At 64.2% G+C, this 25,469-nt stretch carries 25 protein-coding genes; 17 read left to right on the forward strand and 8 right to left on the reverse strand.

Going from position 1 to position 25,469, the window contains the following annotated elements; translation table 11 throughout:
* Positions 1-816 (reverse strand): ABC transporter permease, encoded by an 816-nt coding sequence (locus FPL11_RS09260; protein WP_144348351.1) that lies wholly within the window; start codon positions 814-816, stop codon positions 1-3.
* 270 nt (positions 817-1,086) lie between these two features.
* Between FPL11_RS09260 and FPL11_RS09265 the strand changes: the two genes are divergently transcribed.
* On the forward strand, positions 1,087-1,566 hold the full coding sequence (locus FPL11_RS09265; protein WP_144348352.1) for a DUF411 domain-containing protein: 480 nt from the start codon (positions 1,087-1,089) through the stop codon (positions 1,564-1,566).
* 66 nt (positions 1,567-1,632) lie between these two features.
* Positions 1,633-2,694, forward strand: coding sequence for an NAD(P)-dependent alcohol dehydrogenase (locus FPL11_RS09270; RefSeq protein WP_144348353.1), 1,062 nt, complete (start codon positions 1,633-1,635; stop codon positions 2,692-2,694).
* A gap of 66 nt (positions 2,695-2,760) precedes the next feature.
* On the opposite strand, the gene FPL11_RS09275 is transcribed toward FPL11_RS09270, so the two are convergent.
* Positions 2,761-3,723, reverse strand: a complete 963-nt coding sequence (locus tag FPL11_RS09275; RefSeq protein ID WP_144348354.1) for a glycine betaine ABC transporter substrate-binding protein — start codon at positions 3,721-3,723, stop codon at positions 2,761-2,763.
* Between the two features lie 257 nt (positions 3,724-3,980).
* Between FPL11_RS09275 and FPL11_RS09280 the strand changes: the two genes are divergently transcribed.
* From FPL11_RS09280 to FPL11_RS09295, 4 genes are read left to right on the forward strand one after another with little or no spacing between them, the layout of a single operon-like run.
* On the forward strand, positions 3,981-6,068 hold the full coding sequence (locus FPL11_RS09280; RefSeq protein WP_235013450.1) for a putative bifunctional diguanylate cyclase/phosphodiesterase: 2,088 nt from the start codon (positions 3,981-3,983) through the stop codon (positions 6,066-6,068).
* 3 nt (positions 6,069-6,071) lie between these two features.
* A complete protein-coding gene (locus FPL11_RS09285; protein ID WP_235013451.1) occupies positions 6,072-7,754 on the forward strand; it encodes a DUF7125 family protein in 1,683 nt (560 codons plus the stop codon).
* Positions 7,744-8,067 (forward strand): circadian clock KaiB family protein, encoded by a 324-nt coding sequence (locus FPL11_RS09290; RefSeq protein WP_144348356.1) that lies wholly within the window; start codon positions 7,744-7,746, stop codon positions 8,065-8,067. Before FPL11_RS09285 ends, FPL11_RS09290 begins: the two co-directional genes overlap by 11 nt.
* Positions 8,068-8,109: 42 nt before the next feature.
* Positions 8,110-8,850: a sulfite exporter TauE/SafE family protein gene (locus FPL11_RS09295; protein ID WP_186295118.1), complete on the forward strand. Its 741-nt coding sequence runs from the start codon at positions 8,110-8,112 to the stop codon at positions 8,848-8,850.
* On the opposite strand, the gene FPL11_RS09300 is transcribed toward FPL11_RS09295, so the two are convergent.
* The gene (locus tag FPL11_RS09300; protein WP_110882686.1) at positions 8,851-9,156 is read right to left on the reverse strand and encodes a ribbon-helix-helix domain-containing protein; all 306 of its coding nucleotides are present in this window, start codon (positions 9,154-9,156) and stop codon (positions 8,851-8,853) included.
* 181 nt (positions 9,157-9,337) lie between these two features.
* Here FPL11_RS09300 and FPL11_RS09305 point away from each other — a divergent pair, with 181 nt between their 5' ends.
* Genes FPL11_RS09305 through gloA form a run of 3 tightly spaced genes read left to right on the forward strand, consistent with a single transcriptional unit; the run spans position 9,338 to position 12,046 of the window.
* Positions 9,338-9,889: a hypothetical protein gene (locus FPL11_RS09305; RefSeq protein WP_198515268.1), complete on the forward strand. Its 552-nt coding sequence runs from the start codon at positions 9,338-9,340 to the stop codon at positions 9,887-9,889.
* Positions 9,890-9,901: 12 nt separating this feature from the next.
* Positions 9,902-11,488, forward strand: coding sequence for a GMC family oxidoreductase (locus FPL11_RS09310; RefSeq protein WP_144348359.1), 1,587 nt, complete (start codon positions 9,902-9,904; stop codon positions 11,486-11,488).
* An 18-nt stretch (positions 11,489-11,506) separates the two neighbouring features.
* Positions 11,507-12,046 carry a lactoylglutathione lyase gene (gene gloA, locus FPL11_RS09315; RefSeq protein ID WP_144348360.1) on the forward strand — a complete coding sequence of 180 codons (540 nt, stop codon included), beginning with the start codon at positions 11,507-11,509 and terminating at the stop codon, positions 12,044-12,046.
* A gap of 239 nt (positions 12,047-12,285) precedes the next feature.
* Here gloA and FPL11_RS09325 read toward each other — a convergent pair whose 3' ends face one another.
* Together FPL11_RS09325 and FPL11_RS09330 are read right to left on the reverse strand one after the other, a co-directional pair.
* A complete protein-coding gene (locus FPL11_RS09325) occupies positions 12,286-13,515 on the reverse strand; it encodes a YeeE/YedE family protein (RefSeq protein WP_144348362.1) in 1,230 nt (409 codons plus the stop codon).
* Between the two features lie 2 nt (positions 13,516-13,517).
* On the reverse strand, positions 13,518-14,474 hold the full coding sequence (locus tag FPL11_RS09330; RefSeq protein WP_144348363.1) for a sulfurtransferase: 957 nt from the start codon (positions 14,472-14,474) through the stop codon (positions 13,518-13,520).
* Between the two features lie 175 nt (positions 14,475-14,649).
* Between FPL11_RS09330 and FPL11_RS09335 the strand changes: the two genes are divergently transcribed.
* Entirely contained in the window at positions 14,650-15,360 is a 711-nt protein-coding gene (locus FPL11_RS09335) for an SDR family NAD(P)-dependent oxidoreductase (RefSeq protein ID WP_110882676.1), read from the forward strand.
* Between the two features lie 71 nt (positions 15,361-15,431).
* The gene (locus FPL11_RS09340; RefSeq protein ID WP_144348364.1) at positions 15,432-15,869 is read left to right on the forward strand and encodes a SufE family protein; all 438 of its coding nucleotides are present in this window, start codon (positions 15,432-15,434) and stop codon (positions 15,867-15,869) included.
* Positions 15,870-15,885: 16 nt separating this feature from the next.
* Here FPL11_RS09340 and FPL11_RS09345 read toward each other — a convergent pair whose 3' ends face one another.
* A complete protein-coding gene (locus FPL11_RS09345) occupies positions 15,886-16,635 on the reverse strand; it encodes an SDR family NAD(P)-dependent oxidoreductase (RefSeq protein WP_159308479.1) in 750 nt (249 codons plus the stop codon).
* Positions 16,636-16,680: 45 nt separating this feature from the next.
* Here FPL11_RS09345 and FPL11_RS09350 point away from each other — a divergent pair, with 45 nt between their 5' ends.
* The gene (locus FPL11_RS09350; protein WP_144348366.1) at positions 16,681-17,364 is read left to right on the forward strand and encodes a histidine phosphatase family protein; all 684 of its coding nucleotides are present in this window, start codon (positions 16,681-16,683) and stop codon (positions 17,362-17,364) included.
* On the opposite strand, the gene FPL11_RS09355 is transcribed toward FPL11_RS09350, so the two are convergent.
* Positions 17,347-18,354 carry an Ldh family oxidoreductase gene (locus FPL11_RS09355; protein ID WP_144348367.1) on the reverse strand — a complete coding sequence of 336 codons (1,008 nt, stop codon included), beginning with the start codon at positions 18,352-18,354 and terminating at the stop codon, positions 17,347-17,349. The genes FPL11_RS09350 and FPL11_RS09355 overlap by 18 nt on opposite strands.
* 130 nt (positions 18,355-18,484) lie before the next feature.
* Here FPL11_RS09355 and FPL11_RS09360 point away from each other — a divergent pair, with 130 nt between their 5' ends.
* The 5 genes from FPL11_RS09360 to FPL11_RS09380 are packed head-to-tail and all read left to right on the forward strand — an operon-like array spanning position 18,485 to position 23,548.
* A complete protein-coding gene (locus FPL11_RS09360; protein WP_144348368.1) occupies positions 18,485-19,348 on the forward strand; it encodes a Brp/Blh family beta-carotene 15,15'-dioxygenase in 864 nt (287 codons plus the stop codon).
* Positions 19,349-19,351: 3 nt separating this feature from the next.
* Complete coding sequence (locus FPL11_RS09365) at positions 19,352-19,975, forward strand: CDP-alcohol phosphatidyltransferase family protein (RefSeq protein WP_144348369.1); 624 nt, start codon at positions 19,352-19,354, stop codon at positions 19,973-19,975.
* Positions 19,972-21,204, forward strand: coding sequence for an ABC transporter substrate-binding protein (locus tag FPL11_RS09370; RefSeq protein ID WP_144348370.1), 1,233 nt, complete (start codon positions 19,972-19,974; stop codon positions 21,202-21,204). The genes FPL11_RS09365 and FPL11_RS09370 overlap by 4 nt, the downstream gene beginning before the upstream one ends.
* Before the next feature lie 6 nt (positions 21,205-21,210).
* Positions 21,211-22,908 (forward strand): ABC transporter permease, encoded by a 1,698-nt coding sequence (locus tag FPL11_RS09375; protein ID WP_144348371.1) that lies wholly within the window; start codon positions 21,211-21,213, stop codon positions 22,906-22,908.
* Positions 22,892-23,548, forward strand: a complete 657-nt coding sequence (locus FPL11_RS09380) for an ATP-binding cassette domain-containing protein (RefSeq protein WP_144348372.1) — start codon at positions 22,892-22,894, stop codon at positions 23,546-23,548. The genes FPL11_RS09375 and FPL11_RS09380 overlap by 17 nt, the downstream gene beginning before the upstream one ends.
* Here the strand turns inward: FPL11_RS09380 and FPL11_RS09385 are convergent.
* On the reverse strand, positions 23,545-25,437 hold the full coding sequence (locus tag FPL11_RS09385) for an ATP-binding cassette domain-containing protein (protein WP_144348373.1): 1,893 nt from the start codon (positions 25,435-25,437) through the stop codon (positions 23,545-23,547). The genes FPL11_RS09380 and FPL11_RS09385 overlap by 4 nt on opposite strands.
* Positions 25,438-25,469: the final 32 nt, after the last annotated feature.

Below are 25,469 nucleotides of genomic sequence, written 5' to 3' on the forward strand. Positions count from 1 at the left end.
TCAGTCATTGCGTTCCTGCCAGACAAGCGCACGGCGGGTGAGTCGCCGCAGGGCGACGTCCATGGCCAGCGCGATAAACCCGATGCAGATGATCCCCATGTAGATGGTGTCGAGCTGGAAATACGCGGACGCATCCTGGATCACCGCACCAAGTCCCTGCTGAGCGGCGACCAGCTCGGCGGCCACCAGGGTTGCCCACGCCACACCCAGCGCCACGCGGAGTGCTGTCAGGGCATGCGGCACGGCCAGGGGAATAATCACCTTGCGGAATATTTCGAAATCACTCGCCCCGAGGGTCTGGGCGACCCGGATATACAGCGGTGAAATCTGACTGATCCCCTCGTACATCACGATGACGCTGGCAAAGAACGCCGCGTAGAACAGGATGATCACTTTGGCGGATTCACCGATCCCGAAGTAAACGATGACCAGAGGGATCAGCGCGATCGGTGGGAGGGCACGGAAAAAATTGATCAACGGGTCCATGAACGACCGCAGGCCCTTGTACCAGCCCAGCAGGAAACCGACAGGCACGGCACAGGCGGTGCCAAGCATCACTCCAAGAAAAACGCGCTGGGTCGACATGTACATGTCCAGTGCCAGATCGCCCCCGATCAGCATGTCCCAGAGCCGCGTGGCGACCTGCACCGGCGTCGGAATCAGTGAGGCCTCGAAAAAGCCGGAGTAGCGAACGCCATACCAGAGCGCGAGAATCAGCGCCCAGGGCCCCAGAAAATGGGCGATGCGACGTGCAGTCGCTCCAAGGCGGCCGAATGGCCGTCGGGACGGGCGGGGCGTGGACGATTCAGCGCCCATAGTGATCTCCTCCATTTGTCTTTCATGCTTTTTGCATTTTTTTATCAGGTCGCAATGTTAGCGCTAACAACCGTCCGATCCGGACCGGCGCATTACGCATTGTCCACGATCACGGTGCGTTGCCGTGATGCTGCGACCTCAGGCTCTCGGACCTGATGTTAGCGCAAACATGGCAGCAGTGATCACACCCTGTCAATACGCCAATCCCGGTAATGCGCGATGAACCCACATTGGTTATACTCGGAGGCGTAAAGCAATGGAGGCCATTCGATGTTCAGTTCCCGATCGCTCTCTCATCTGGCTGTTGCCCTTGGGGTCGTCGCGCTCAGCCCCGTCGCCATGGCCACCGACTCCATCATCAAGGTCGCCAAGACACCAACCTGCGGCTGCTGCTCGGCCTGGATCGAGCATCTTGAAGCCAACGGGTTCGAGGTAACCGTCCACGACGTCAGCCATCGCCAGTTAAACGCCATCAAGGTCGACCTGGACATCACTCCGGCGCAAGCCTCATGCCATACCGCCATGGTTGATGGCTATTTCATCGAGGGCCATGTCCACGCCCGTGAGATCCGTTCTCTGCTGGCGAGTCAGCCAGAGGCGAACGGACTGACCGTCCCGGGCATGCCAGTGGGATCGCCGGGAATGGAAATGGGCGAGCACCAGGACGAGTATTCAACACTGCTCGTTGAAGATGACGGCAGTACCCGAACCTATCGACAACATGCGACACCCCCCGAGCGCTCCGAGTGATGGAACGATTCCGGGACGAGGGCGTCCAGATGGAGACTTATTCACCATACCATCAGGGGGCTCAGTATGACGCCAGCGAAAGCCTACGGCGCTCAATCGGATCAATCCGGACTCGCACCGCTCAATATCGAACGTCGTGAGCTTCGGCCCGACGACGTCGCCATTCAGATCGACTACTGTGGCGTTTGCCACACCGACATTCATTTCGTTCAGAACGACTGGGGAATGACGCAGTATCCGCTGGTCCCGGGCCACGAGATCGTCGGTCGGGTCTCCGCTGTCGGTGACCAGGTCACCGGGTTCCGTCCCGGCGATGTCGTGGGTGTCGGCTGCATGGTGGATGCCTGCCGCGAGTGTGAGCCCTGCCAGCATGGCCTGGAGCAGTACTGCCTCGAAGGACCGACGCTGACCTACAACGGCCAGGATCGGCGTGACGGGTCCATTACCTTTGGCGGTTATTCAGAGTCGGTGGTGGTCAGCGACCGGTTCGTCGTGCGTGTGCCTGAGGCGCTGGATCCGGCGGCCGCGGCGCCGTTGCTCTGCGCGGGAATCACCACCTACTCGCCCCTGCGTCACTACGGCGTCCAGGCGGGTCACAAGGTCGGTGTGATTGGCATGGGCGGCCTTGGCCACATGGGCATCAAGTTTGCCCGCGCCATCGGCGCTGAGGTGACGGTCTTCACCCGCAGCGAGGCCAAGGTCAGCGAGGCACGGGCCCAGGGGGCCCATCACGTGGTCGTCTCCTCGGACGAGGAGCAGATGCAGGCCGCGGCGGGTTATTTCGATTACATGCTCGATACCGTGCCCGTCCAGCACGACCTCAACCCCTATCTCTCGGCGTTGAAGTATGACGGCACGCATATTCTGGTCGGGCTGATCGAGCCCATCGAGCCACCGGTCCACGGCGGCAGCCTGATCTTCGGCCGGCGGGTACTGGCGGGATCGCTGATCGGCGGGATGCCGGAGACTCAGGAAGTCCTCGACTTCTGCGCGGATCACGACATTGCCTGCGATGTTGAGATGCTTGACATCCGCAACATCAATGAAGCCTACGAGCGGGTGAAAAAGGGCGACGTCAAGTACCGCTTCGTCATCGACATGGAGACGCTGCGCAACACGGCGGATTGATAAAAAAGGCGCCGGGACGTCATCGCCCCGGCGCCTTTTAACTTCAGATCCTGAGCGGCTCAGGCGTTAGAACATGTCCTGCACGTTGGCGCGGGCATCGTCGCTGAGCCAGTCCATCCACACGTCGGTGTTGTTCTGCAGGAACTGCACGACCGCTTCATCGACAGTGGCATCGTTGTTCGCATGCCACGCCAGCAGGCCGTTCATGGTGTCGTTCTCGAACGTCATGTTCTGCATGAGTTCGAAAGCCTCCGGCTCGCTCTCGGCAAGATCGGTGGTCACCACGTTGAACACCGGTGCGGCCGGCCAGCCTGTCTTGCCGACTTCGTTGCACTCGGTGTCCTGGTTGCACTCGTAGGCCTCCTGGTTCACCGGGCCCATATCGACACTGACCATGTCGTACTGACCCAGCGGCGCGGTCGGTCCCCAGTAGTAGCCGAAGTACGGTTCTTCGTTTTCAGCCGCCGACACCAGTGCCGCCTGCAGGGTCTCGCCCGAGCCGTGGTTGAAGACCTCGATGCCATGGTCCTCGAGCTCAAAGGCTTGGACCAGCGAGTCATTCGCGATCCGGCAGCCCCAGCCATCCGGGCAGTTATGGAATCGGGCACCAACCAGCTCCGGGTTATTCAGAATACCCTCAATGGTGGCGAGCTCCGGGTGCTCCTCAACCAGAAAGCCCGGCACCAGCCAGTGCTCGGTAGCACCTTCGCTGAAGGCATCCGATGCCTTGACGACTTTGCCCTGCTCGGCCAGGTCGTAGTATGCCGGGGCGCCGTTCGGCCAGAACTCCGGCACGATGTCCGGCTCGTTGTTCTCGGCCAGCGATGTGATGGCCGTGGTGGTGGCCGATGGCACGACCGTCACATCACAGCCATAACCCTGGGTCAGCAGAAACTCGGTGACACCGGTGATGATGCCGCCCGAGGTCCAGTTCATCTCGGCCACCGAGATCTCGCCGCATTCGGCGTTCGCGGCCATGGGGGCCAGCGCGCCGGTCAGTGCCAAAGCGTATAGGGAACGCTTATTCATACATATGCTCCTTTTTCCTTGCGTTTGACCATTCCGTCTCCGGGGTTCAACTCATGGACTGGCGCCTGCGCAGCAGAAGGGACGGAGTACATGCGGTCTAGCGGGAGGAAATTCGCCCGATCAGGCGTCCAGCCTTGTTTAACCATAGACCAATTTTTTTGATCCGTACAACCCGCCGAACCGACAACTTTGCGAGCCAACGCCCGGCAAGGCATCCTGCCGGGGCAATCCAGCGACAGGGACGATTGAAGCAGCCAATGACCGACATCGATGGTCGCGGCGACACCATGCCCGATGAACAAAGCCTCGACGCGCTATTGAACGCGAGCGATAACGCCTGCGCCATCATTGATCGGCATTACCGGTATGTCTGGGCCAACACCGCCTATCAGCGGCTGCACCTGGGCGCGCCCAGTGATCTATCGGGGCGGTGCGTTCAGGATGTGCTCGGCGGGGCGTTCGAGCGCGTGGATCGCTGGCGACTGGATCGGTGCCTGGCGGGCGAGCCACAGTGCTATCGCACCGAGCGGCATAGCCCGGCACTCGGCTGGCGCACCCTGGAAGTCCGCCATCACCCGCTGAATGCCCCGGCGGCGGTGGTCTCTCAGGTGGGCGTGGTCATTGCGGATATCACCCAGAGTCGGCAGAACGACCACGAAATCCACAAACTCATGCAGGTGGCCCATCTCAACCCGGCCCCCATCGCGATCACCGACGCTCAAGGCGGCATCGAATATGTCAATCCGGCGTTTGAACACAACTCCGGCTATCGTCGCGATGAGCTCCTCGGCGACACCCTGACCTGCATCAAAAGCGGCAATACCCCCGACGCGGTCAATCGCGAGATCTGGGAAACCGTCGAAGCGGGCGGGATATGGACCGGCGAGCTCGAGAGCCGACGCAAGGATGGCGAGCCTTACCGGGAGTACACACTGATCGCGCCCCTCGAAAACGAGGATCGGGCAATCGCCAATTACATCGCCATCAAACAGGACACGACGGCCCTGCGAGCCACCGAGAAGCGCCTTGAGCGCGCAGCGCTGGAAGATCCATTGACAGGGCTGCCCACCCGCACCGGCTTCAGTGAAGCGCTGCAGGAGCAGCTTGATGGGCAGGGCTGGCCGGATAATGGCGTCATCGCCATGGTCGACATCATCAGCCTTCGAGACATCAACGATGCCTATGGCTACGAAGGCGGTGACCGGTTGTTGATCCAGTTCAGCCAGCGGCTGCGCTCGCTTGCCGGTGAGCACGGTCTCAGCGGACGCATCGGCGGTGATGAGTGCACGCTGTATCTGCCGCTGGCGCCGGATAGATCAACGGTGAGTCAGCTCGAGCAGCTCGTCGAGGCGCTCTCCCAACCTTTCGATCTGAATGGCGTCGCCATTCGGCTTGCCATTCGTCTTGGCTACAGTCATCTCGGCCAAACTCCCCGCCCTGCCGAGACCCTGCTCCAGGAAGCGGAGCGGGCACTGTTCCGCCATCGTGCCGAATCGACGCTGCCGTGGGTCGCCTACAGCGAGGCGCTGGAGGCCGAAACGCAGGCGCGGGTCGGCCTGACACAGGCCCTGCGACGCGCGCTTGAGAACGATGAGTTCGAAGTCCATTTCCAGCCCAAGGTCGACATGGCCACCGGGCGTGTCATCGCCGCCGAAGCACTGCTTCGCTGGAACCACCCGACCCGCGGGCTGGTCTCGCCCGGCGTGTTCATCCCCATCGCCGAGCAGAGTCAGCTCATCGGACCGATCGGTGAATGGACACTGCGACGCGCCTGCCAGCATCTGAAGGCCTGGAGCGACGCCGGACTGGATCTGGTGCGCGTCGCGGTCAACGTCTCTTTGATTCAGTTTCGCTCAGGCCACTTTCCCGACCAGGTCCGGCGCATCCTCGATGAGTCGGGAATTGAACCACAACAGCTTTCACTCGAGATCACGGAGAGCGTATTCGCCAGCGAATCCACCCTGCTTCTGGAGCAGTTACGCGCCCTGCGGGCAATGAATGTGCGCTTGTCACTGGATGACTTCGGCACCGGCTATTCATCCCTGCTCTATCTGCAGCACTACCCTTTCGACGAGATCAAGATTGACCAGGGGTTTGTCGCCGACCTGATGCAGAGGAATTTCAACCGCAACCTGATCGATGCCGTCAGGCGCCTTGCCCAGGCCCTTGATGCCGAAATCATCGCCGAAGGCATTGAGGCCGCTGACGTCCGCGATGAGCTATTGGCGATGGGCATTCAGTTTGGCCAGGGCTTTTATTACAGTATGCCGCTGGAGGCTGAGGACTTCCGCTGGTTGCTCGAGCGTCGCAGTCACCTCCCTCTGACACGCGGACGAACGGAGTAGATCGTGGAAAAACGCACCACGGGGATCATCGATCTCGATCGGGTGACCCAGGGCGGACTGCCCGCCGGGCAGACAACGCTGGTGCTGGGTGAGGCCGCTGCCGGCAAGACCGTGCTGGCCCTACAGGTCCTTGCCCGGGCCATTGAGCAAGGTGGCGCCGGGGTGTTCGTCTCGTTCGAGGAATCCCCCGCCCAGATCCGGCAGGATGCCGCTTCCTTCAATTGGGGCGAGAGCCTGATTGAGGCCGACTCGCTGGTAGTAATCGATGCCCGCCCGCGCCTGAGCGCGGAGACGGCCGGCGAGTTTGATCTCGAGGGGCTGCTGTCGATCGTGACGGCGACAAGTCGCCAGAAAGGCGCCGCCTGGATCGTGTTCGATGGCATCGACCAGCTGCTCCGCCACCAGGTCGGGCATAACGCCGCCATCAATCAGATCCGACGCGTCGACGAGGCCTGCGCCGAAAATGGCTGGACGCTGCTGCTGACCGGAAAAACCCAGCACGACGGGACCGAGCCGTTCCATCTCGAGGGAATCGAGTTTCTGCTCTCCGCGACGGTCATGCTCTCCGCCCGCATCGTCGACCAGCAGCTCAACCGCTCATTGCGCATCGCCAAATTCCGCGGGTCCGCCCATGTCACCGACGAGCTGCCGATGCTCATCGACGATGACGGGATTGCCTTGCCGTATCACTACGGCAATGAGAACGACAACATCGAAGCGAGTAACGAGCGGCTGAGCCTGGGCGTTGACCGGCTCGATGCACTGCTCGGTGGCGGCATCTACCGCGGCTCGAGCCTGCTCATCTCGGGACGGCCGGGGACCGCCAAAAGCACCCTCGCCGCCAGGTTCGCCGAGACCGCCGTCGCGCGCGGCCAGAAAACGCTCTATATCAGCTTTGATGAGCTCGAAGGCCCCTATGTCCGCAACCTCCGATCGGTGGGGATCAACCTGCGCGATCCGATTGAAGCCGGGCAGGTGCGCTTTCAGACCTTATCGGCGTATGCGGCGCGAGTGACCGAGCATTTCCTCGTGATCCGGCGCCTGCTGGATGACTTCGAACCGGATTGCCTGGTGATCGACCCCATCTCCGCGCTGCTCAAGGCGAGTGCCACGGAGGGCGCCGAAATGGCCACCGAACGGCTGATCGACATGGTCCGACGCCGCGGCATCACGACCCTTCTCACCTCGCTGACCGGGGTGCGCGATCCGGAAGGGGAAGCCACACAGGGGCAGATCTCGACACTCGCCGACAGCTGGATCGTGCTCGACTACAACGTCCGCGGCGGTGAGCGGAATCGGTCGCTGTCGATCGTCAAATCCCGCGGGTCAGGACATTCCAACCAACAGCGCGAGCTGCTGCTGAGCAGCGAGGGTATTGATCTCGCCGACGTCTACGAAGACGGCGGCGAGGTGCTGATGGGTACTGCCCGAGTCGAAAGGGCTCAGCAAGACGAGGCGCGCGCCCGGCGCGCGCAGCTGGAGTGGAAGCAGCGTCGCAACGACCTCGAGCGGCGCATCGCTCAGGCCGAAAAGGAGCGTGAGCGCCTTGCCCAGACACTTGAACTGGAAGCCGAAGAGTACAATGAGGTCACACGGCTTGATGAACAATGGCGCAACCGGATCCGCCATCGACGCGATCCGGCGACCCGGGATCCGGAACACAGGGATGGTTTCGATGACAACTGAGACAAGCACGCAGCATGCGTCGACGCCAGTGCTGATCCTGTTCGTGACCGGCGACGCGCCACGGAGCCGCCGGGCGCGGGCAAACCTCGCGAGCATGCTCGAGCGACTGGGTCGAAGTGATCTGTCGCCCCAGGAAATCGATCTTCTGGATCAACCGCAGGCGGGCCTCAGCTACGCCGTCTTTGCGACGCCTTCGCTGCTGAAGCGCGAACCTGGGCGCGATGGCGCGCTACTCTACGGTGATCTGTCGGATTCCGATCGGCTTGAGCGGTTTCTGGCCGATCTGCTGGTGCACGAAGCTGAACCGGGCTAGCGCGGCGACGCCGCGGCTCCAGCCGCCCGGGCGGCTGCGCTGATGGACCTGCTCATCGTGGTGGCAGCCGCCCTGTGCGGCGGCGTCATCAACGCCCTGGCGGGTGGCGGCAGCTTCCTTACCCTGCCCGCGCTGGTGTTCACCGGCGTCCCGCCGGTCATGGCCAATGCAACCGGTACCACGACGCTGCTGCCCGGATACCTGGCCAGTGTCTGGGGCTCCTGCGACCTGATCCGCGCGCCCCATGGCATGACACTACTCGCCGTGATTGCCCTGGGCGCTCTGGGCGGGAGCCTGGGGGCAAGCCTTCTGCTGCTGACCTCCAATGATGCCTTCAGTGCCATCGTGCCGTGGCTGCTTTTATTCGCCACCGGCCTTTTCGCGCTGGGCCCGCGCATCCATCGCGCCCTGTCGACTCGTTTCAGCCACCGCCACAGCCTGCCGGGGCGCCTCAGCGTGCTGGCCGTGAGCATTTATGGCGGTTACTTTGCCGGTGGCATGGGGATCGTGATGCTGGCTGCCTTCCGTCTGCTGGGGGTGGACGACCTGAACCTCGCCAACGCCCTTAAAAACCTGCTATCCGCAGTCCTGACGGTGATCGCGGTGACCGTCTATGCCATCGGTGGCGCCATCGCCTGGGGCGAGGTCCTGCCTATGGCCATCGCCGCGAGCATCGGCGGGATGGCCGGGGCAAAAATCGGACGCCGGCTGCCCCCGGCGGTCCTGCGGGCCGGGATTGTCGCCGTGGGCGCGCTTACCACCGTGGTGTTCTTTGTGGACTGATCACCGGCTCCCGACCACCGCACCCATCGATGCGGCGTCTTCGGGGATCTGGCGCTCCAGATAGCGGGCGCAGCAGACCCGCAGCAACGAAGCGAGGTTTCTTACCTCGCCCTGGCGGGCCAGCACCTCATCATGAATCTCGGTGATGAACTGCGGCACACTCAGGTGCTGCTCGGCACTGAGCTTTTCCAGGATCCACCAGAACTCGTTCTCAAGCCGAATACTGGTGACAAACCCACTGAGCCGAACCGAGCGGGTACTGGAGTCGTACCGCTCGTGTGGCGTCGACGCGTACACCTCACACATCACTCTCTCCTCGCTGGCTATCCAGTATTTTTTTAGTTTGTAGTAGCACGCTACTACCCCATGAGCAATCGCGCATCACACAATCGCCTCAAGCGCTTCACAGAAAGGCGCCAGTCACGGGGCAGATGCCCCGTGCGCCATGCTCATTCAGGAGGAGAAGCCAACCATGTTGGATCAGTCCATGAATCGTCGCCGCTTTCTCAAGGGGAGTGGCTCGACGCTGATGGGCACGCTGGCGATGACCAGCATGCCCATCGCCATCCTTGCCCCGTCCCGGTCCTGGGCCCTCGAGCTCCAGCAGCTCGACGCCCACCAGGGCGAGGTACTACTCACGCTCACCCGTCACATCTTTCCTCACCCAACGCTCGAGGATGCGGTCTACGCCCTTGTGGTCAAAGACCTGGACGCCGAAGCGGCCGCCAACCCCAGCACGGCCGACACCATGCGCTCGGGCATCGCGGCACTGGACAACCGCGCCGGTGGCGACTGGCTGGCCCTGGATGACGAGCAGCAGGGCATGCATGTCCGTGCCATTGCCGGGTCCGACCTGTTCCGCAAGGTCCAGTCCACCGCCGTCGTATCGCTCTACAACAACGAAATGGCGTTCCGCCACTTTGGCTATGGCGGCGAGCGCGGCGATGCCGGATACCTGTCACGTGGCTTCAATGACCTGACATGGCTGCCCGACCTGCCAGCCAGCGCGAGCGGCCCCGTCCCCGGGATGAACGGCTGAGGAGATTGAACGATGGAAAATTACGATAACCAGACCACCTTCGCCCACGATGACGACAACGTCGTGGTGATCATCGGATCGGGTGCCGGTGGCGGCACACTCGCCAACGAACTCGCCCAGAAAGGCATTGACGCCGTTGTCCTCGAGGCCGGGAAACTGCATACCCGCGGCGAATTCATTGCCGATGAGTGGGCCTCGTTCGGGCAGCTCGCCTGGCTCGATAACCGCACCACCAGCGGCACATGGCGCGTCGCCCGCGACTTTCCCAACCTGCCCTCCTGGATCGTCAAGGCGGTCGGCGGCAGTACCGTCCACTGGGCCGGCGCAAGCCTGCGCTTTCAGCCCCATGAGTTTCGTGCGGCCAGCGAGTATGGCGACATCCCGGGCGCCAACCTGCTGGACTGGCCCATCGACTACGACGATCTGGCCCCCTATTACGACCGGGCCGAGGACAAGATGGGCGTCACCCGCACCAACGGCATTCCGGGTCTGCCCGGCAACAACAATTTCAAGGTCATGCACGCCGGGGCCACCGCCATCGGCTACAAGAATTGTCATACCGGCAATATGGCCATCAACAGCGAGCCGCGGGATGGCCGGGCGAGCTGCGTTCAGCGCGGGTTCTGCTTCCAGGGCTGCACGACTGGCGCGAAGTGGTCGACCCTGTACACCGAAATCCCGCGGGCACTGGCGACGGGTCATGTCGAGCTGCGACCCGAATCCCAGGTGGCGGCCATTGAGCATGACGACCGCGGGCGTGTGAACGCCGTGGTGTACTTTGACGCCGAGGGCCGCGAACAGCGCCAACGCGCTCGGGCGGTCGCCGTGGCCGGCAATTCCATCGAGACCCCGCGCATGCTGCTCAACTCGGCATCCAGTCAGTTCCCCGACGGGCTCGCGAACTCCTCCGGTCAGGTGGGCCGCAACTACATGCGGCATATGACCGGCTCGGTCTATGCAAGCTTTGACGAACCGGTGCACATGTACCGCGGCACCACCATGGCTGGCATTGTCCAGGACGAGGCCCACCATGATCCGTCGCGGGGCTTTGCCGGGGGCTACGAGATCGAGACCGTCTCACTCGGTCTGCCCTTCATGGCGGCGTTCTTCGACCCGGGCGCCTGGGGCCGGGATTTCACCGAGGCCATGGATCAGTATGCCCATATGGCCGGGATGTGGCTGGTTGGTGAGGATATGCCGCAACAGCGCAATCGGGTCACCCTGAATACCGACGTTAAGGACGCCTACGGACTGCCGGTACCCAACGTGCATTACGATGACCATCCCAACGACGTCGCCATGCGCCAGCATGCCTTCCAGCAGGGGACCGCGATCTACGAAGCAGCGGGCGCCAATAAGGCGTATCGCACGCCGCCCTACCCGTCGACCCACAACCTGGGCACCTGCCGCATGAGCACCCATGCCCGTGACGGCGTCTGCAACGGGTATGGCCAGACCCACGATATCGATAACCTGTTCATCTCCGACGGCAGTCAGTTCACGACCAGTGCCGCCGAAAACCCGACGCTGACCATTGTCAGCCTGGCGATCCGGCAGGCCGATTACATTGCCCGGCAGATGGCGGATCGTGCGATCTAGCAACAAGGAGTGACCGCAATGCCCTTTACCAGCGAGCAGTACCCCGGCGTGGTCGAGTCACGCCCCGAAGCGACCCGGGGGTTCGCGCTCAATCACAGCATGATGCGCATCAAGGATCCCGAGCGCTCACTGGCGTTCTACACCGGCGTGCTCGGGATGCGCGTGCTCAGGCGGCTGGACTTCGAGGAACTCAACTTCTCGTTGTATTTCCTCGACTGCCCCACTGAGGGGCAGTCCACGCCGCCGTCCGATGTCGGCGAGCGGACCGTATGGACCTTTTCACAGCGCGGTCTGCTCGAGCTCACCCACAACTGGGGCAGCGAGGATGATCCCGACCTGCAGTTCCACGACGGCAACTCCGAGCCGCAGGGCTTTGGGCATATCTGCGTCTCGGTGCCCGATTTGGACGCCGCCGAACGGTGGTTCGATGACAACGGGGTCGAGTTCATCAAGCGACCCGATCAGGGCAAGCTGACGGATGTGGCCTTCATCCGTGACCCGGACGGGTACTGGATCGAGATCGTCGAACCGGCCCGCCTGAGCGATCTGGGGCGCTGACGCCAGGCCCCCTTTACGCCCCCGTGTTCTTTTGGAGCCGGGGGCTCACTCATCTGATCGGCACGGCGCTCCACAGGGTGCGCACGCACCACTGTCGAGCTGGGAATAGCTCGTGGTCACTCCAGCCTGCCCACTATTGCGGGCAAACGTCGCCGAATGGAAATGATCCGCGAGGATCACGATAAGCAGACCGACGAGGACAAGGATCACTCGTCCCCGCGTATAGTCCCGGTTTCCGCTCATCGTCCCTCCGGCTGGTCCAGACCGAACCATGGGCGCAGACGAATCCCCAGGATTGAGCCCGCAAAAGCACAGGCAAACCAGATCCAGCCATGAAGGCTGGCTGAGGCAATGCCACTGAACATCGCGCCGATGTTGCAGCCGAATCCCAGCCGGGCCCCATAACCCATGGACAGACCACCGACGACCGCCGCCAGCATTGAGCGGCCACTGAGCGGCTTCTGACTCGCCCGATTGAAGCGTCCCGCCAACCCGGCCGCCAGCATGGCCCCCAGGAGCAGCCCGAAGTTCATGACCGAGACCACATTAACGAGCAGGCTGTCCCGTAGCGCGAGGGCTGGGTAGTCCCATGTCCAGAATGACCACTGCGCCATGTCGACACCGGTAGCCTGAAGGATCTTCGCGCCCCAGAGACCGAAGGCAAAGGTCACCCCCCATGGATAGCCGGCGACCAGAAGCGTTGCGAGATTCAGCACTGCCAGGGCGATTGCGCCCCAAAGCAACGGCCAGCCACCCTTGAACAGAGTCGTGACGGCACCGGCATCCCGAGGCGCCATCAGGGCACGGTCTACCGACCCATGACGACGCCGCTCAAGCCAGAGCACTGCCGAGGCGAGTATTCCAATCACCGCGAGCTGCATCCCGATGGTCGCGAAAACCCCCAGCCGTTCCGTTAGATTGACGGGGTCAATACCCGGTCGCTCCAGCCACCAGGGAAGGTGCATGGTCCCGATCACCGATCCGACTACGAACATCAGCAGTGTGATCATCATGCGCAGATTGCCGGCTCCGACCGTAAATAACGTCCCTGAGCCGCAGCCGCCCCCGAGCTGCATTCCGAAGCCGAATAACAGCGATCCTACCACCAGCGAAACGCCGACCGGCGCGAGTGTTCCACTGATGCCGGTCAACCCAAGACCCTCCGCCCAGCCGAGCACTGGAACGAACAGCACCGTCGCGATGGCCAGTAAAAGCAGCTGGGCCCGCAATCCACCGCTACGCCGGCGGGTGACCATATTCCGCCAGCCGGCCGTGAACCCGAATGCGGCGTGATACAGGGCGATGCCCAGACCCGCCCCGATGAGCAGTAACCACACACGGTCAGCGGGCGCCTCCAGGGCGATCAGACCTGCCATCACGGCAAGCCCCGTGAGCGCCGTCGTGACGATGAACCGATCGATCGGCCGGGCGGTCGCGGGGGCCGCGGCGGCCACAGCGGCATTCCCCATCATCAGCCTCCGAAGAATTCGAGGATCCGCGCGAGACCGCGCTTGGCAACGTCGACCGGGCGGGATTCACTTGCGGTCCAGGCGACCATGGAGCCGTCGTAAAGGCCCACATCGTCGATGCCGCGGACTTCCGACAGGGCAAACCAGGTCGTCGTTGCCCAATGACCGGTGTTGCAGAACGACACGGGGCGGCGGCCTTCTGTGAGGGTGTCCGCATCGATAGCGCTGTTGACGCTTGCCGGGTCGAAGCGCCAGACCTCCTCCTCACGGATGAAATCTTTGTGGGGCAGATTGATGGCCCCGGGAATGGTGCCAGCAACGCGCGCACCGGGATGCTGACGATCGCCCTCGAAGAATTCCGCAGGGCGGGCATCGATCAGCTGCAGACCTCGATCATCAGCTTGTTCGACATCGGCCGTGGTGACGATCATGTCAGTCTGCAGGTCGGCGTTGAATTCTCCCGGAGCGACCGAAACAGTTCCATCGGCGGTCCCATGACCTGCTTCGAGCCATCCCTGGTAACCGCCATTGAGTATGGTCACCTGCTCATGACCAAGCGCCTTGAAGGTCCAGTAAACCCTTGCCGCACTGCCGAAGTCAGTCGCGCCGGTACCGGCCGGAACGATCACCACGGTGTCCGCGTTGTCGACTCCAAATCCTTCAATCAAGCCCTCGAGCTGTTCCACGGGCGGCAGCTGGCCGGTTACACCCTCCTGCTCCGCGCGCCAGGGATGTCGTGTATAACCCGCATCCACGGCGCCGGGGATATGCCCTTCGCTGAACGCCACACGGTTACCGTCATCGATGGGACTGCGCACATCGAGAATTGCGACATCATCCTGGTCGAGCCTGTCCGCGAGCCACGCAGGATCCACCAGCGATGGCACGCTGGCGAGCGCGGGCGCCGCGGTTATCAGAGCGCCAAGGGCGACACCCGGAACAGATAGACGAGTCAACATTGTCTGTACTCCTTCGATGGATTTCGAACCCGCGCCATTAGAGTATGTTGATCTGATATTTACAATTGCCTTTTAATATTTATTTGTTATACCGCGAGTCAGATAGGTTCTATGGCAACCCCCCGGCATTCCTCACTGATACGCTATCGGATTGTATTGGCATCTGGAGCATCCCATGAATAACGTCCAGCCTGTCTGCGTGATCAACGGGGTCGGACCGGGTAACGGCGCGGCATTCGCCCGCCGTTTCGCTGCGGCCGGCTACCGTGTCGCGCTGATCGCCCGGTCGGCGGATTTCTGTGACTCGCTGGCCGCGGAGATCGGCGACAGCGCGCACGCCTATCAATGCGATATCGGCGATCCCACCGGGGTCAGCGAGACCTTTGCGCGGATCCGCGAAGCACTCGGCCCGGTAGAGGTACTGCTGCACAACGCCGGTGCCGGCATCTGGGGTGACTTCGAGTCACTCGAACTCTCGGCGTTCGAGCAATCCTGGCGGGTCAATACACTCGGTCTGGTGGCGGCCGCGCGCGCTGTCGCACCGGACATGCGCCGTGCCGGTCACGGCAGCATCGTCGTCACCGGCGCCACCGCATCACGCCGGGGTGCGGCAAAGACCGCCGCGTTCGCGAGCGCAAAAGGGGCCCAGCGCAATCTCACTGAGTCACTGGCCAAGCAGCTTTGGCCCGACGGTATCCACGTCTCCACCATCATGATCGACGGTATCGTGGATCTGCCGCGCACCCGGGAACGCCTGCCCGACAAGCCCGATACGTTTTTCCTTGATCCGGATGATGTCGCGGAAACGGCATACTGGCTCGTCCAGCAACCGCGCTCGGCATGGTCATTCGAGGTGGAAGCCCGGCCCTTCGGCGAGTCCTGGTAGGCGATGGCAGCGTTCATGGACGCGATTCATGGATGTTATCGTATACCTATCAATGATTGGAGGAATCAGCCATGGATCTGCAGCGCCTCATCGATACGTTCAACTTCCTCGACAACTGGGAAGATCGTTATCGCCTGTTGATCGACATGGGTCGCGAGTTACCGGAACTGCCCGACGAGGCACGCACCGAAGGCAACCGCGTCGATGGCTGCACCAGTAATGTCTGGCTCGAGACGACGATAAGTGACGAGCACCCGCCGCGGATGTTCTTCACTGCCGATAGCGACGCCTTCATCGTCAAGGGACTGGTCGCCATCCTGCTCAAGGCCTACTCGGGGAAAACGCCTCAGGAAATCCTCAACACCGACATCGAGTCGCTCTTTGATGACCTGGGGCTCTCGCAGCAGCTGACCGCCAATCGCCGCGACGGCTTTGTTGCGATGGTCAAACAGGTTCGCAACCGCGCCCAGGCCGTCCAGGCTGACGAGACCGCGGGCGCGCCGGGTTAGGAGTCCGTCCGCCGGCTCAAGGCCGCAGGACAGCGCCGGCGAAGTGCTCGGTCGACATGTCGATCAGGGCCTCGGCCATTGCCCCGGCAACTGCCTCGGCCGAGCGGGATTGGCCAGCGGCAAGCGCCTGATCGAGGTAGTCAACATGCGGCAGACCGCAACGACGCGCTGCCTCAAGATGGGTGCGGATGCCCGGGGTATCCACCAGTCCCGGCTGAAACAGTGCGACGTCGGGCTCCGTCACCGCCGACCGGGCGAACTCCATCGTCAGCTGCTCGAATAAGCGCGCCAGCGCCTTTTTGCTGATGCCGTAACTGCCAGTGCCCGGCTGGGGGCGATCGGCTATCCCGGCACCCACCATGAGCACCCGTGACGGATACGCCGCCCGCAGCAGCGGCAGAAGCCCCTGGGTGAGGGCGAGCGGTGCCGTGACATTGACTGCCAGCGCCTGGGCCAGGTCGTCGGGATCAATGCCCTCAATGCCGGTCGCCGGTTCCCCCACCCCAGCGTTGTGCACCAGATAACGCAGCCGCGCCCCGGTCGGCTCAAGGCGCTCGCCGAGCTTTGTGATCAGACGCTGGCGATCATCCCTGATGGCGATGTCGCCGGGCAGGACAAACCCCGTCGCGCCCTCCGGCAGTGACGCGCATGTGCGCTCGAGTGCATCGCGGCGCCGACCGATCAATGCCACCGAGAGCCCCCGGTCGGCGAGTTCGACGGCGAGCGCCGCGCCAATACCCGAGCCTGCCCCCGTGATGACGGCCACGTCAGAAGCTACATTCATCCTCGTCCCTCGTGCGATACTTTCGCCATGCGTTTAATCCTCATCCGTCACGCCCAGACCGTCGCCAACGACGAAGGGCGCTGGCAGGGTCACAGCGACTATCCGCTGACCCCCGCCGGACAGGCCCAGGCCCAGGCGCTGGCCGATGCCCTGGCCCATGAGGAGGCCCGGCAACCCGGCGAGTGGATAGACCCGGTCCTCTACAGCTCATCGCTGGGGCGGGCTCTCGCCACCGCACGCCCGATCGGGCAGGCACTGTCTGTGCCCATCGCCTCCCGCGATGCCCTGCGTGAGTATGACGTGGGGGTTTTCTCAGGCTGCACGGCCACCGACCTGGATCGTGACTACCCGCAGATCATCGAGCGATTTCGACGGGACGGTCATTGGGACGATGTGCCCCAGGCGGAGCCGGTCGCGGCGCGGGCGCAACGCGCTGAGGCGGTCATCAATCAACTGCTGGCGGATCATGCCGACGGGCAGACCGTCATTGCTGTCACCCACGGTGGGTTCATGCAGTACCTGGTGGCCGCGCTGCTGGGTACTCGCCGCATCTGGGGGTTTCGGCCCGAGAACACCGCACGCTTTGAATTCACCCTGTCGGCGGCGGCACAACGGGAGGACTCCGGCTCGCTGGGCGGCCTCAGCACCTATCGCTGCCGCATCAACCGATTCAACGACTGCGTGCATCTCAACTCAGTCAGCCGGCGCTGAGCGGGCGCGCTGCTCCAGATCGGCAAGAATGGCGGCATCCAGATCGATGGTCTGGTCGTGCCCATGACGGGCCGCCAGCCGCCGTTCCCCGGGCAGCCGAACCCCCGGTTCCTCGGCCATTGTCGAGAGCATCGCCTCAACACGCCTCAAAAAGTCGTCCCCACCCGCAAAAAACCCGGGATCCAGCAGCACAAACAGCTGCCCCAGGCGCGGAGGCCCGCCCTCGGCATCGAAAAGCGACGAGGCCTCGTAGGCGAATGATGCCCCGGTAAGTCCGGCGGCCAGCAGCTCGACCATCAGCGCAAGGGCCGCGCCTTTGGCATCCCCCATCGGCCGGACACTGCCCGCCATCGCCGCGCCGGCATCGGTGGTGGGCTGACCCTCACGGTCCAGTGCCCAGTCCGGCGGAATCGCCTCGCCCTTGCGCTGAGCCATCATCACTTTGCCCCGGGCGACGCGGCTGACTGACAAATCGATCACCAGGGGGTCCGGGGTGGACCGGGGCGCGGCAAAGGCGATCGGGTCGGTGCCGAATAACGGGCGTTTTCCGCCCCAGGGCGCGATGGCCGCCGGTGCATTGCCAAAACCAAGGGCGACGACACCCTGCCGCGCCATCGCCTCGACATGGTGACCCGCGACGCCAAAGTGATGGGAGCGGTGAATACCCAGCGCGGCGATCCCCTGCCGCCGGGCGGCCGACACCGCCGCGGGAATACCCGCCTCGATGGCGGGATAGGCGAATCCCGTCGACGCATCCACTCCCACCACCGACCTCGACTGGCTGAGCACCGGAGTGGCCTGGCCATCAACCTTGCCGACGGCGGCCTGATCGGCGTAATACGCCACCCGCGATAGCCCGTGAGAGGGCAGATCATCAAGCTCGGCGGCAATCAACGCTTGGACCACCGAGCGTGCATTGTCAGCGTGGGTGCCGCTGCGCTCGAGCGCCGCACGGGCAAGGGATTCAAGCTGAGGGATCGAGCGTTCCATGATCAACTGCATCCTGTCCGTCGTCAGGCAGCCGCGCAAGCGCTATCCTTGATCTGACGCCGTATCCGCTACCCTTCGACCTTGGTAATCTATTGGTCGGTCATCACCGATTCGCTCTGCGGAGGCACTCATGGATACAACACACCGGCCGCCTGCCTACTGGCTTTTCCCTGCCGGACTGCTGATCTCGCTGGGGATCTCGCTACTTCCGGGTCAGTGGCCGCTTTATGCAGTGCTCGCGCTCAGCACCGCGGTGCTGGGTCTACCCCACGGCAGTCTCGACACGGCGGTGGCGAAACGCTATCTGCACCTGGATAACGCGCCGCGCATGCTCGGGTTTCTGGGCGGATACATGGCGCTGAGCGCGGCGGTGATCGCGATCTGGCTGCAGGTGCCCAACATCGCGCTCGCCGTCTTTCTGCTCTACTCCGCCGTGCATTTCGGTGACGATGTCGCGCATCGCCTCGGGCGCATCGGCGGAACCGGCTACGGGCTGTGGATCCTCGGTCTGCCGGTCACTTTCCACCCCGCAGTCGTCGAGCCGCTGTTCGCCATGCTCGGCGCTGATCAGACCGGACTGATCATCGCAGTCGCGCCCTGGGCGCTGGCACTCGGTGGCGGGATCCTGCTGGCCGCACTGATCCTCCATCCGGAACGGGCAATGAGTGACTGGCGCGACCCGCTGCTGCTCGCCGTGGGCGCGGCGGTGCTGCATCCGCTGGCCTACTTCATCGCCTACTGGTGCTTTCTGCACAGCCCGCGGCATCTGACCATCGCGGCGCGCGATCTCAACCTCGACAGCTGGGGAGCGCGGCTGCGGGCGGTGGCGCCGACAACGCTCGCCACCTACGCACTGGCGGCAGCGGCCGTGCCCTTTCTCATGGACATGCCGAGCGATGCGATTCTCATGCAGGTCATCTTTATCGGTCTGGCCGCCCTGACGGTGCCGCACATGATCCTGGAACTGATCGCCAGCCCCAATCGCGTGGAATAGGCGGTGCTCGACGCCGCCCTTCAACCCCTGCAGCGCCGGGCCCTGACGCCCATCGCCCGATTCATGGTGGCACGCGGGATCGGTGCGGACACGGCCACTCTGACCGGCTTCGCGATGGGCATCATCGCGCTGCTTTTCATCGCCAATGGGGCCTATCTGGCAGGGCTGTCATTCATCCTGCTCAACCGGCTCCTTGACGGACTGGACGGGGCCATCGCCCGGCTGACCCGGCCCACCGACCGGGGTGCGTTTCTGGACATCGCCCTTGATTTCTTTTTCTACGCCACCGTCCCGCTCAGCTTTGCGGTGGCCGACCCGGCCGCCAATGCCCTGCCCGCCGCCGTGGTCATCACCGCATTCGTCGGGACCGGGTCATCGTTTCTTGCCTTCGCGGTGATCGCGGCCCAGCGTGGCCTGCCCGCCTCGGCGTTCACCGGCAAGGGGATCCACTATCTGAGCGGACTCACCGAAGGCACCGAGACCATCGCATTCTTTGTCGCAATCTGCTTATTCCCCGGCTACTTCGGCGAAATCGCCGTCGGGTTCGCACTGGCCTGTCTGATCACCACGTTCACCCGATGGGTCCAGGGTATCCAGACTTTCCGCGAGCAGGAGTCAGCCTCATGAACAACCACCTTCGCCGAGTCCGTGCGGGCTCACGGATACTGCTCCTGGCCATCGCTCTGGTGACGCCGGCCACTGCCCAGACCGGTGAGGATACCGGCTCGGACTGGGCAAAGACGCTGCGGGAAGCCGAGGGTCAGACGGTGTACTGGAATGCCTGGGCCGGCGATCAGCGCACCAATGCCTTCATCCAGTGGGTCGGCGAGCAGACCGAGGCGCGGTTCGATGTGGCGGTCCGCCATGTCAAGCTCTCCGACACCGCTGAGGCGGTAACGCGGGTCGTGACCGAAAAGGCGGCCGGCCGCGACGAGCAGGGATCAGTGGATCTACTCTGGATCAACGGCCCCAACTTTCTGGCGATGAAGGAACAGGACCTGCTGCACGGGCCGTTCGTGCGGGATCTGCCCAATAGCCGCTATCTCGACCTCAGTCGCGGGTCAGCCAATACCACCGACTTCACGGTCCCGACCGAGGGACTCGAGAGCCCGTGGCGACTGGCACGCTTTGTCTTCAATTACGACGCCGCCCGGGTCGAGAATCCACCGCGGACCATGCCGGCCCTGCTGGAGTGGGCGCAGGCCAACCCGGGCCGCTTTACGCACCCGCATCCGGATAACTTCATGGGCGCGACATTCCTCAAACAGGCGCTGATCGAGCTGACGCCCGACCCGGCGGTCCTTCAGGCGCCGGTTGAGGAGGCCGACTTCGCCACAGCAACCGCCCCACTGTGGGGCTGGTATGACGCCATACAGCCGCACTTATGGCGCGGCGGCGAGACCTATCCGGCCAACGAATCCGAGCAGCAGCGGCTGCTCAACGACGGGGCCGTTGATATCGGGCTGTCATTTGACCCGGCCTCCACGGCCGCCGCCATCAAGCAGGGATTGCTGCCGCCGACAGCGCGGGTACTGATTCCGGAGGCGGGCAGCATCGGCAATGTCAGTTTCGTGGCGATCCCCTACAACGCCCGGCATACCGCCGGCGCCAGAGTTGTCGCCAACTTCCTCCTCTCACCACGGGCCCAGGCGCACATGCAGAACATCGAAGTGCTGGGTGCGTTTTCGGTGCTCGACTTCGATCGGCTGAGCGCCGAGCAGCGCGCCCGCTTTGAAGCCCTGCCCGACGCGCCCGCACTGCCCAGCCGCGAGGCGTTGGGCAGGACGCTGCCTGAACCGCATCCCAGCTGGATGACACGGCTCATCGAGACCTGGGCGCAGCGCTACACCCGCTAACGCTCGGTGGCGGCTGTCCTGCGCACCGGGCTGCGGATCCTGATCATTGCGGTACTCATCGGTCCGGTGCTGCTCGGGTTGGCGCAGACCCTCGGCGCGGCGTTCGGCTGGTTGCCCGCGCTTGGCGAGCGCAGTATCGGACTCGCCCCCTGGCGGACGCTGCTTGACCAGCCGGGACTCGCAACCTCGATCCAGCTCACCCTGTGGACCGGGCTGAGCGCCACCGGCTTCGGCTTTGCCCTCGCCTTTGCGCTGGTCGCCAGCGTTCACGGCCGATCCATTGGCCGCTCCCTCATGCCCTGGCTGGCCCCCTTTCTCGCCGCGCCCCACGCCGCCATCGCCATCGGCCTTGCGTTCATCCTTGCGCCCTCCGGTTGGTTACTGCGGCTCGTGGCGGGGCCCCTCGATCTGACCCGGCCCCCCGACTGGGCGCTGGTGGGCGATCCCATGGGCATCGGCCTGATCCTGGGCTTACTGGTCAAAGAGGTGCCGTTTCTGGCGTTGATCATGAGTGCCTCCGTCAGCCACCTGCCGGTCCAGCGCTGGCTGATCCAGGCAGGATCACTGGGATACTCCCGATCCGCCGCCTGGATCCGCGTGGTTCTACCCCTGATGTGGCCCCAGATCCGGCTGCCGACGCTGATCGTGCTCAGCTATGCGCTCTCGAACGTCGACATGGCGCTGATTCTGGGGCCCGCCAACCCGCCGGTGCTCGCCGTCACGGTGTTGCGGGCCTATACCGCGCCCGAACTCTCGAGCTTGTTGACCGCAGGGGCCGGAGCCCTTCTGCAGGCGATGGTGGTCCTCGTCACCTTCGCCGGCGTCTGGACGATCGAGCGCATGACCGCCCTCATTGGCCGTGTGGCGCTGCGTCGCGGGCGCCGGGGACGGCTGGCGGGCTTTGGCCTGGGGCTCGCCAGGGCGCTCAATCCGGTCCTGCTGAGCCTGGCGAGTGCGGCCATCCTGGCATTGATGGTCTGGTCGGTGACCTGGCGCTGGCCGTGGCCCAGCCGCCTCCCCGATCAGCTTTCGATGGCCGCCTGGCGGCAGCCGGGCGATAGCTGGATCGGGCCACTGGGCCATAGCCTGCTGTTCGCGGGGGTAACGACCGCACTGGCATTGGCCCTTGCCATCGCCTGGCTTGAGAGCGAGCACCGCCGCGGGGCGACGCTGCTGGCCGGAATCCTTTACCTGCCGTTGCTGCTGCCTCAGATCGGGTTTCTGCCCGGGCTGCAGTTCGGCTTCCTTCAGTTGGGAATCGGCCCCGGGCTGCTGGCCGTGGGCTGGGCTCACCTGCTGTTCGTCTTCCCCTATGTGCTTCTGGTTCTGGTCGGTCCGTGGCGGGGGTATGACCCGCTTCTCAGCCGTCAGGCCGCGAGCCTGGGGGCCGGGCCGCTGCGACGCCTTTTGCGGGTCAAGCTGCCGGTCCTGTTGGGACCGGTGCTGGCGGCCGCCGCCATCGGCGTGGCGGTCTCCATCGCCCAGTATCTGCCCACGCTGATCATGGGCGGCGGGCGCATCAACACCCTCACCACCGAGGCGGTCAGTCTTGCGAGCGGCGCGGATCGCCGCATCACCGCGGTCTATGCCATGCTCCAGATGCTGATCCCGATCGCCGCCTACGCCATCGCCATCATGACGCCGCCGCTGCGCGGACGGCGCCGTCGTTTTCTCAGGGAGTCGCCTTATGCCGCTGGCGATTGACTCACTCGCCATCCGGGCTCCAAGTGGCGAGCCATTGTTTGCGCCGCTCACCATCCAGGTCGAAGCGGGCAGCGTGACCACCGTGATGGGCCCCTCGGGTGTGGGAAAGACGACGCTGTTGCAGGGGATTGCCGGGCATCTGCCCGCCGGCTTCGCGCTGACCGGTCACCTCGCGCTGAATGGCCGCCCCCTCAATGGCCTCCCCGCCGAACAGCGGCGCATCGGCATGATGTTTCAGGACGCCGGGCTTTTTCCGCATCTGAGCGTCGGTGACAACCTGGCGTTCGGTCTGCGGGCGACGGTGCGGGGACGACGGGCGCGTGCACGGGTGGTCGACGAAGCCCTGTCCACGGCGGGCCTCGAGGGCATGGGCGACCGGGACCCGGCGACGCTGTCCGGCGGCCAGCGGGCCCGCGCCGCGCTGATGCAGAGCCTGCTGGCCGAGCCCGAGGCAATCCTGCTGGACGAGCCCTTCTCGCGGCTCGATCAGGCGCTGCGCAACGGGATTCGCGGGTTTGTGCTCGACCACATCCGGGCCCGGTCGATCCCCGCCCTGCTGGTCACCCATGATCCGGCCGATGCGCAGGCCGCCGGCGGCCCGATGATCCCGCTGGACCCGGCGGGCGTGGTCAACACCTAGCCCAGACGGGCGCGCTGCGCCTCCAGGGCCTCCCAGCGGTCATAGGCCGCGGCGAGCTCGGCCTCCGCCTGCTCGAGGGCATCCAGGGTAGCCTGAACGGTGGCTGCGTCCGATTGGTAGAGGGTGGGATCATTGGCCTTCTCACGCGCGGCTTCGGCGGCAGCCTCCAGCGTTTCGATGCGCGCAGGCAGTTCATCGAGCTCCAGGGCCTCGCCATAACTCAGCTTACGCGGCTTTTTCGGCGACGATGCCGGCTTACTGGCGCGACGCTTCGCCGGCTCCCTGGGCGCGGCGTCTGCCTGACTCTGCCGCCGCCAGTCCTCGTAACCGCCGACGTATTCCCCGATATGGCCACCGGCCTCGGGAACGAAAACACTGGTGACGACATTGTCGAGAAACGCCCGGTCGTGCGAGACCAGCAGCAGCGTGCCGGTGTAGTCCACCAACCGCTCTTCGAGCAGCTCGAGGGTCTCGACATCCAGGTCATTGGTGGGCTCGTCGAGGATCAGCAGATTCGAGGGACGCGCAAACAGCTGCGCGAGCAGCAGGCGATTGCGCTCGCCCCCCGACAGCCGGCTGATCGGGGCATTGGCGCGCTCGGGTGAGAACAGGAAGTCCTGCAGATAACCCATTACATGACGCCGTTTGCCATCCCCCAGATCGATGAAGTCCTCGCCGCCGGCCACGTTCTCGCGCGCCGTGCGGCGGTCGTCCAGCGACGCACGGTGCTGATCGAAGTAGGCCACCTGAAGCCCTGTCCCCAGTTTGATCGACCCGCTGTCCGGCGCCAGCTCGCCGACCAGCAGCCGGATCAGGGTGGTCTTGCCCACCCCGTTGGGGCCAAGGATGCCGATCCGGTCACCACGAATGATGCGGGTGCTGAAATCGGTCACCAGCGGCTTGCCGTCGATGGCATAGCTCAGATGCTCGGCCTCGATGACCCGCTTGCCGGAGCGCTCGCCCTCAGCCATTGTCAGCCGCGCTTCGCCGGGCCGCTCACGGCGTTCGGCGCGCGCCTTGCGCATGGCCTTGAGGGCCCGCACCCGGCCCTCGTTGCGGGTTCGCCGAGCCTTGATGCCCTGACGGATCCAGGCCTCCTCCTGTTTGAGCTTTTTATCGAAACGCGCCTGCTCCTCGGCCTCGGCATGATCGCGCTCCTCGCGCCGTCGCAGGTAGTTCGCATAATCGCCTGGCCAACTGGTGAGCTGACCCCGATCGATCTCGACGATGCGGGTGGCGACGGCCTGCAGAAAGGCCCGGTCATGGGTGACGAACACCACCGCGCCATCGAATTCGCGCATGAAATTTTCGAGCCAACGGATTGCCTCGATATCCAGGTGGTTGGTGGGCTCGTCGAGCAACAGCACGTCGGGGCCCGGTACCACCGCGCGTGCCAGCAGGACACGCCGCTTGAGACCACCGGAAAGCCCCGAGAAAAGGCTGTCCGCCGGCAGCCCGAAGCGGGTCAGCACGGCATCGACGCGCTGCTCGATCTGCCAGCCGCCCGCCGCCTCGATGCGGGACTGCAGATCGGTGAGCTCGTCGATGTCGCCCTCACCGGCGCCGATCGCCATGGCCAGATCATGGTGGCGGGCGAGCAGCTCCCCCAGCGATCCCAGGCCTTCGGTCACCACATCGAACACCCGACCGTCGAGATGATCGGGGACGGCCTGCTCGAGGCGTGAGACCTTCGCCGCCTCACCACGCTGCACCCGTCCGGCATCCGGCTCGATCGCGCCCTCGATGATGCGCAGCAACGTCGATTTACCGACACCATTGCGGCCGACCAGGCACACGCGTTCGCGATCCTCAATGGTCAGCGATGCATCCTTGAGCAGCGGCGGACCACCGACGGAAAACTCGATTTCATCAACGCGGATCAGACTCATGGATACTCCTCTGGACAAGCCGCCAGTCTAAC

The organism is Spiribacter aquaticus (genome assembly GCF_007625215.1).
GTDB lineage: Bacteria > Pseudomonadota > Gammaproteobacteria > Nitrococcales > Nitrococcaceae > Spiribacter > Spiribacter roseus.

What these genes read in the sequence shown, in the direction of transcription:
- FPL11_RS09260 (WP_144348351.1), bottom strand. Translation starts at nt 816, where the DNA reads ATGGGCGCTGAATCGTCCACGCCCCGCCCGTCCCGACGGCCATTCGGC.
- FPL11_RS09265 (WP_144348352.1), top strand. Translation starts at nt 1,087, where the DNA reads ATGTTCAGTTCCCGATCGCTCTCTCATCTGGCTGTTGCCCTTGGGGTC.
- FPL11_RS09270 (WP_144348353.1), top strand. Translation starts at nt 1,633, where the DNA reads ATGACGCCAGCGAAAGCCTACGGCGCTCAATCGGATCAATCCGGACTC.
- FPL11_RS09275 (WP_144348354.1), bottom strand. Translation starts at nt 3,723, where the DNA reads ATGAATAAGCGTTCCCTATACGCTTTGGCACTGACCGGCGCGCTGGCC.
- FPL11_RS09280 (WP_235013450.1), top strand. Translation starts at nt 3,981, where the DNA reads ATGACCGACATCGATGGTCGCGGCGACACCATGCCCGATGAACAAAGC.
- FPL11_RS09290 (WP_144348356.1), top strand. Translation starts at nt 7,744, where the DNA reads ATGACAACTGAGACAAGCACGCAGCATGCGTCGACGCCAGTGCTGATC.
- FPL11_RS09295 (WP_186295118.1), top strand. Translation starts at nt 8,110, where the DNA reads ATGGACCTGCTCATCGTGGTGGCAGCCGCCCTGTGCGGCGGCGTCATC.
- FPL11_RS09300 (WP_110882686.1), bottom strand. Translation starts at nt 9,156, where the DNA reads ATGTGTGAGGTGTACGCGTCGACGCCACACGAGCGGTACGACTCCAGT.
- FPL11_RS09305 (WP_198515268.1), top strand. Translation starts at nt 9,338, where the DNA reads ATGAATCGTCGCCGCTTTCTCAAGGGGAGTGGCTCGACGCTGATGGGC.
- FPL11_RS09310 (WP_144348359.1), top strand. Translation starts at nt 9,902, where the DNA reads ATGGAAAATTACGATAACCAGACCACCTTCGCCCACGATGACGACAAC.
- gloA (WP_144348360.1), top strand. Translation starts at nt 11,507, where the DNA reads ATGCCCTTTACCAGCGAGCAGTACCCCGGCGTGGTCGAGTCACGCCCC.
- FPL11_RS09325 (WP_144348362.1), bottom strand. Translation starts at nt 13,515, where the DNA reads ATGGGGAATGCCGCTGTGGCCGCCGCGGCCCCCGCGACCGCCCGGCCG.
- FPL11_RS09330 (WP_144348363.1), bottom strand. Translation starts at nt 14,474, where the DNA reads ATGTTGACTCGTCTATCTGTTCCGGGTGTCGCCCTTGGCGCTCTGATA.
- FPL11_RS09335 (WP_110882676.1), top strand. Translation starts at nt 14,650, where the DNA reads ATGAATAACGTCCAGCCTGTCTGCGTGATCAACGGGGTCGGACCGGGT.
- FPL11_RS09340 (WP_144348364.1), top strand. Translation starts at nt 15,432, where the DNA reads ATGGATCTGCAGCGCCTCATCGATACGTTCAACTTCCTCGACAACTGG.
- FPL11_RS09350 (WP_144348366.1), top strand. Translation starts at nt 16,681, where the DNA reads ATGCGTTTAATCCTCATCCGTCACGCCCAGACCGTCGCCAACGACGAA.
- FPL11_RS09355 (WP_144348367.1), bottom strand. Translation starts at nt 18,354, where the DNA reads ATGGAACGCTCGATCCCTCAGCTTGAATCCCTTGCCCGTGCGGCGCTC.
- FPL11_RS09360 (WP_144348368.1), top strand. Translation starts at nt 18,485, where the DNA reads ATGGATACAACACACCGGCCGCCTGCCTACTGGCTTTTCCCTGCCGGA.
- FPL11_RS09370 (WP_144348370.1), top strand. Translation starts at nt 19,972, where the DNA reads ATGAACAACCACCTTCGCCGAGTCCGTGCGGGCTCACGGATACTGCTC.
- FPL11_RS09380 (WP_144348372.1), top strand. Translation starts at nt 22,892, where the DNA reads ATGCCGCTGGCGATTGACTCACTCGCCATCCGGGCTCCAAGTGGCGAG.
- FPL11_RS09385 (WP_144348373.1), bottom strand. Translation starts at nt 25,437, where the DNA reads ATGAGTCTGATCCGCGTTGATGAAATCGAGTTTTCCGTCGGTGGTCCG.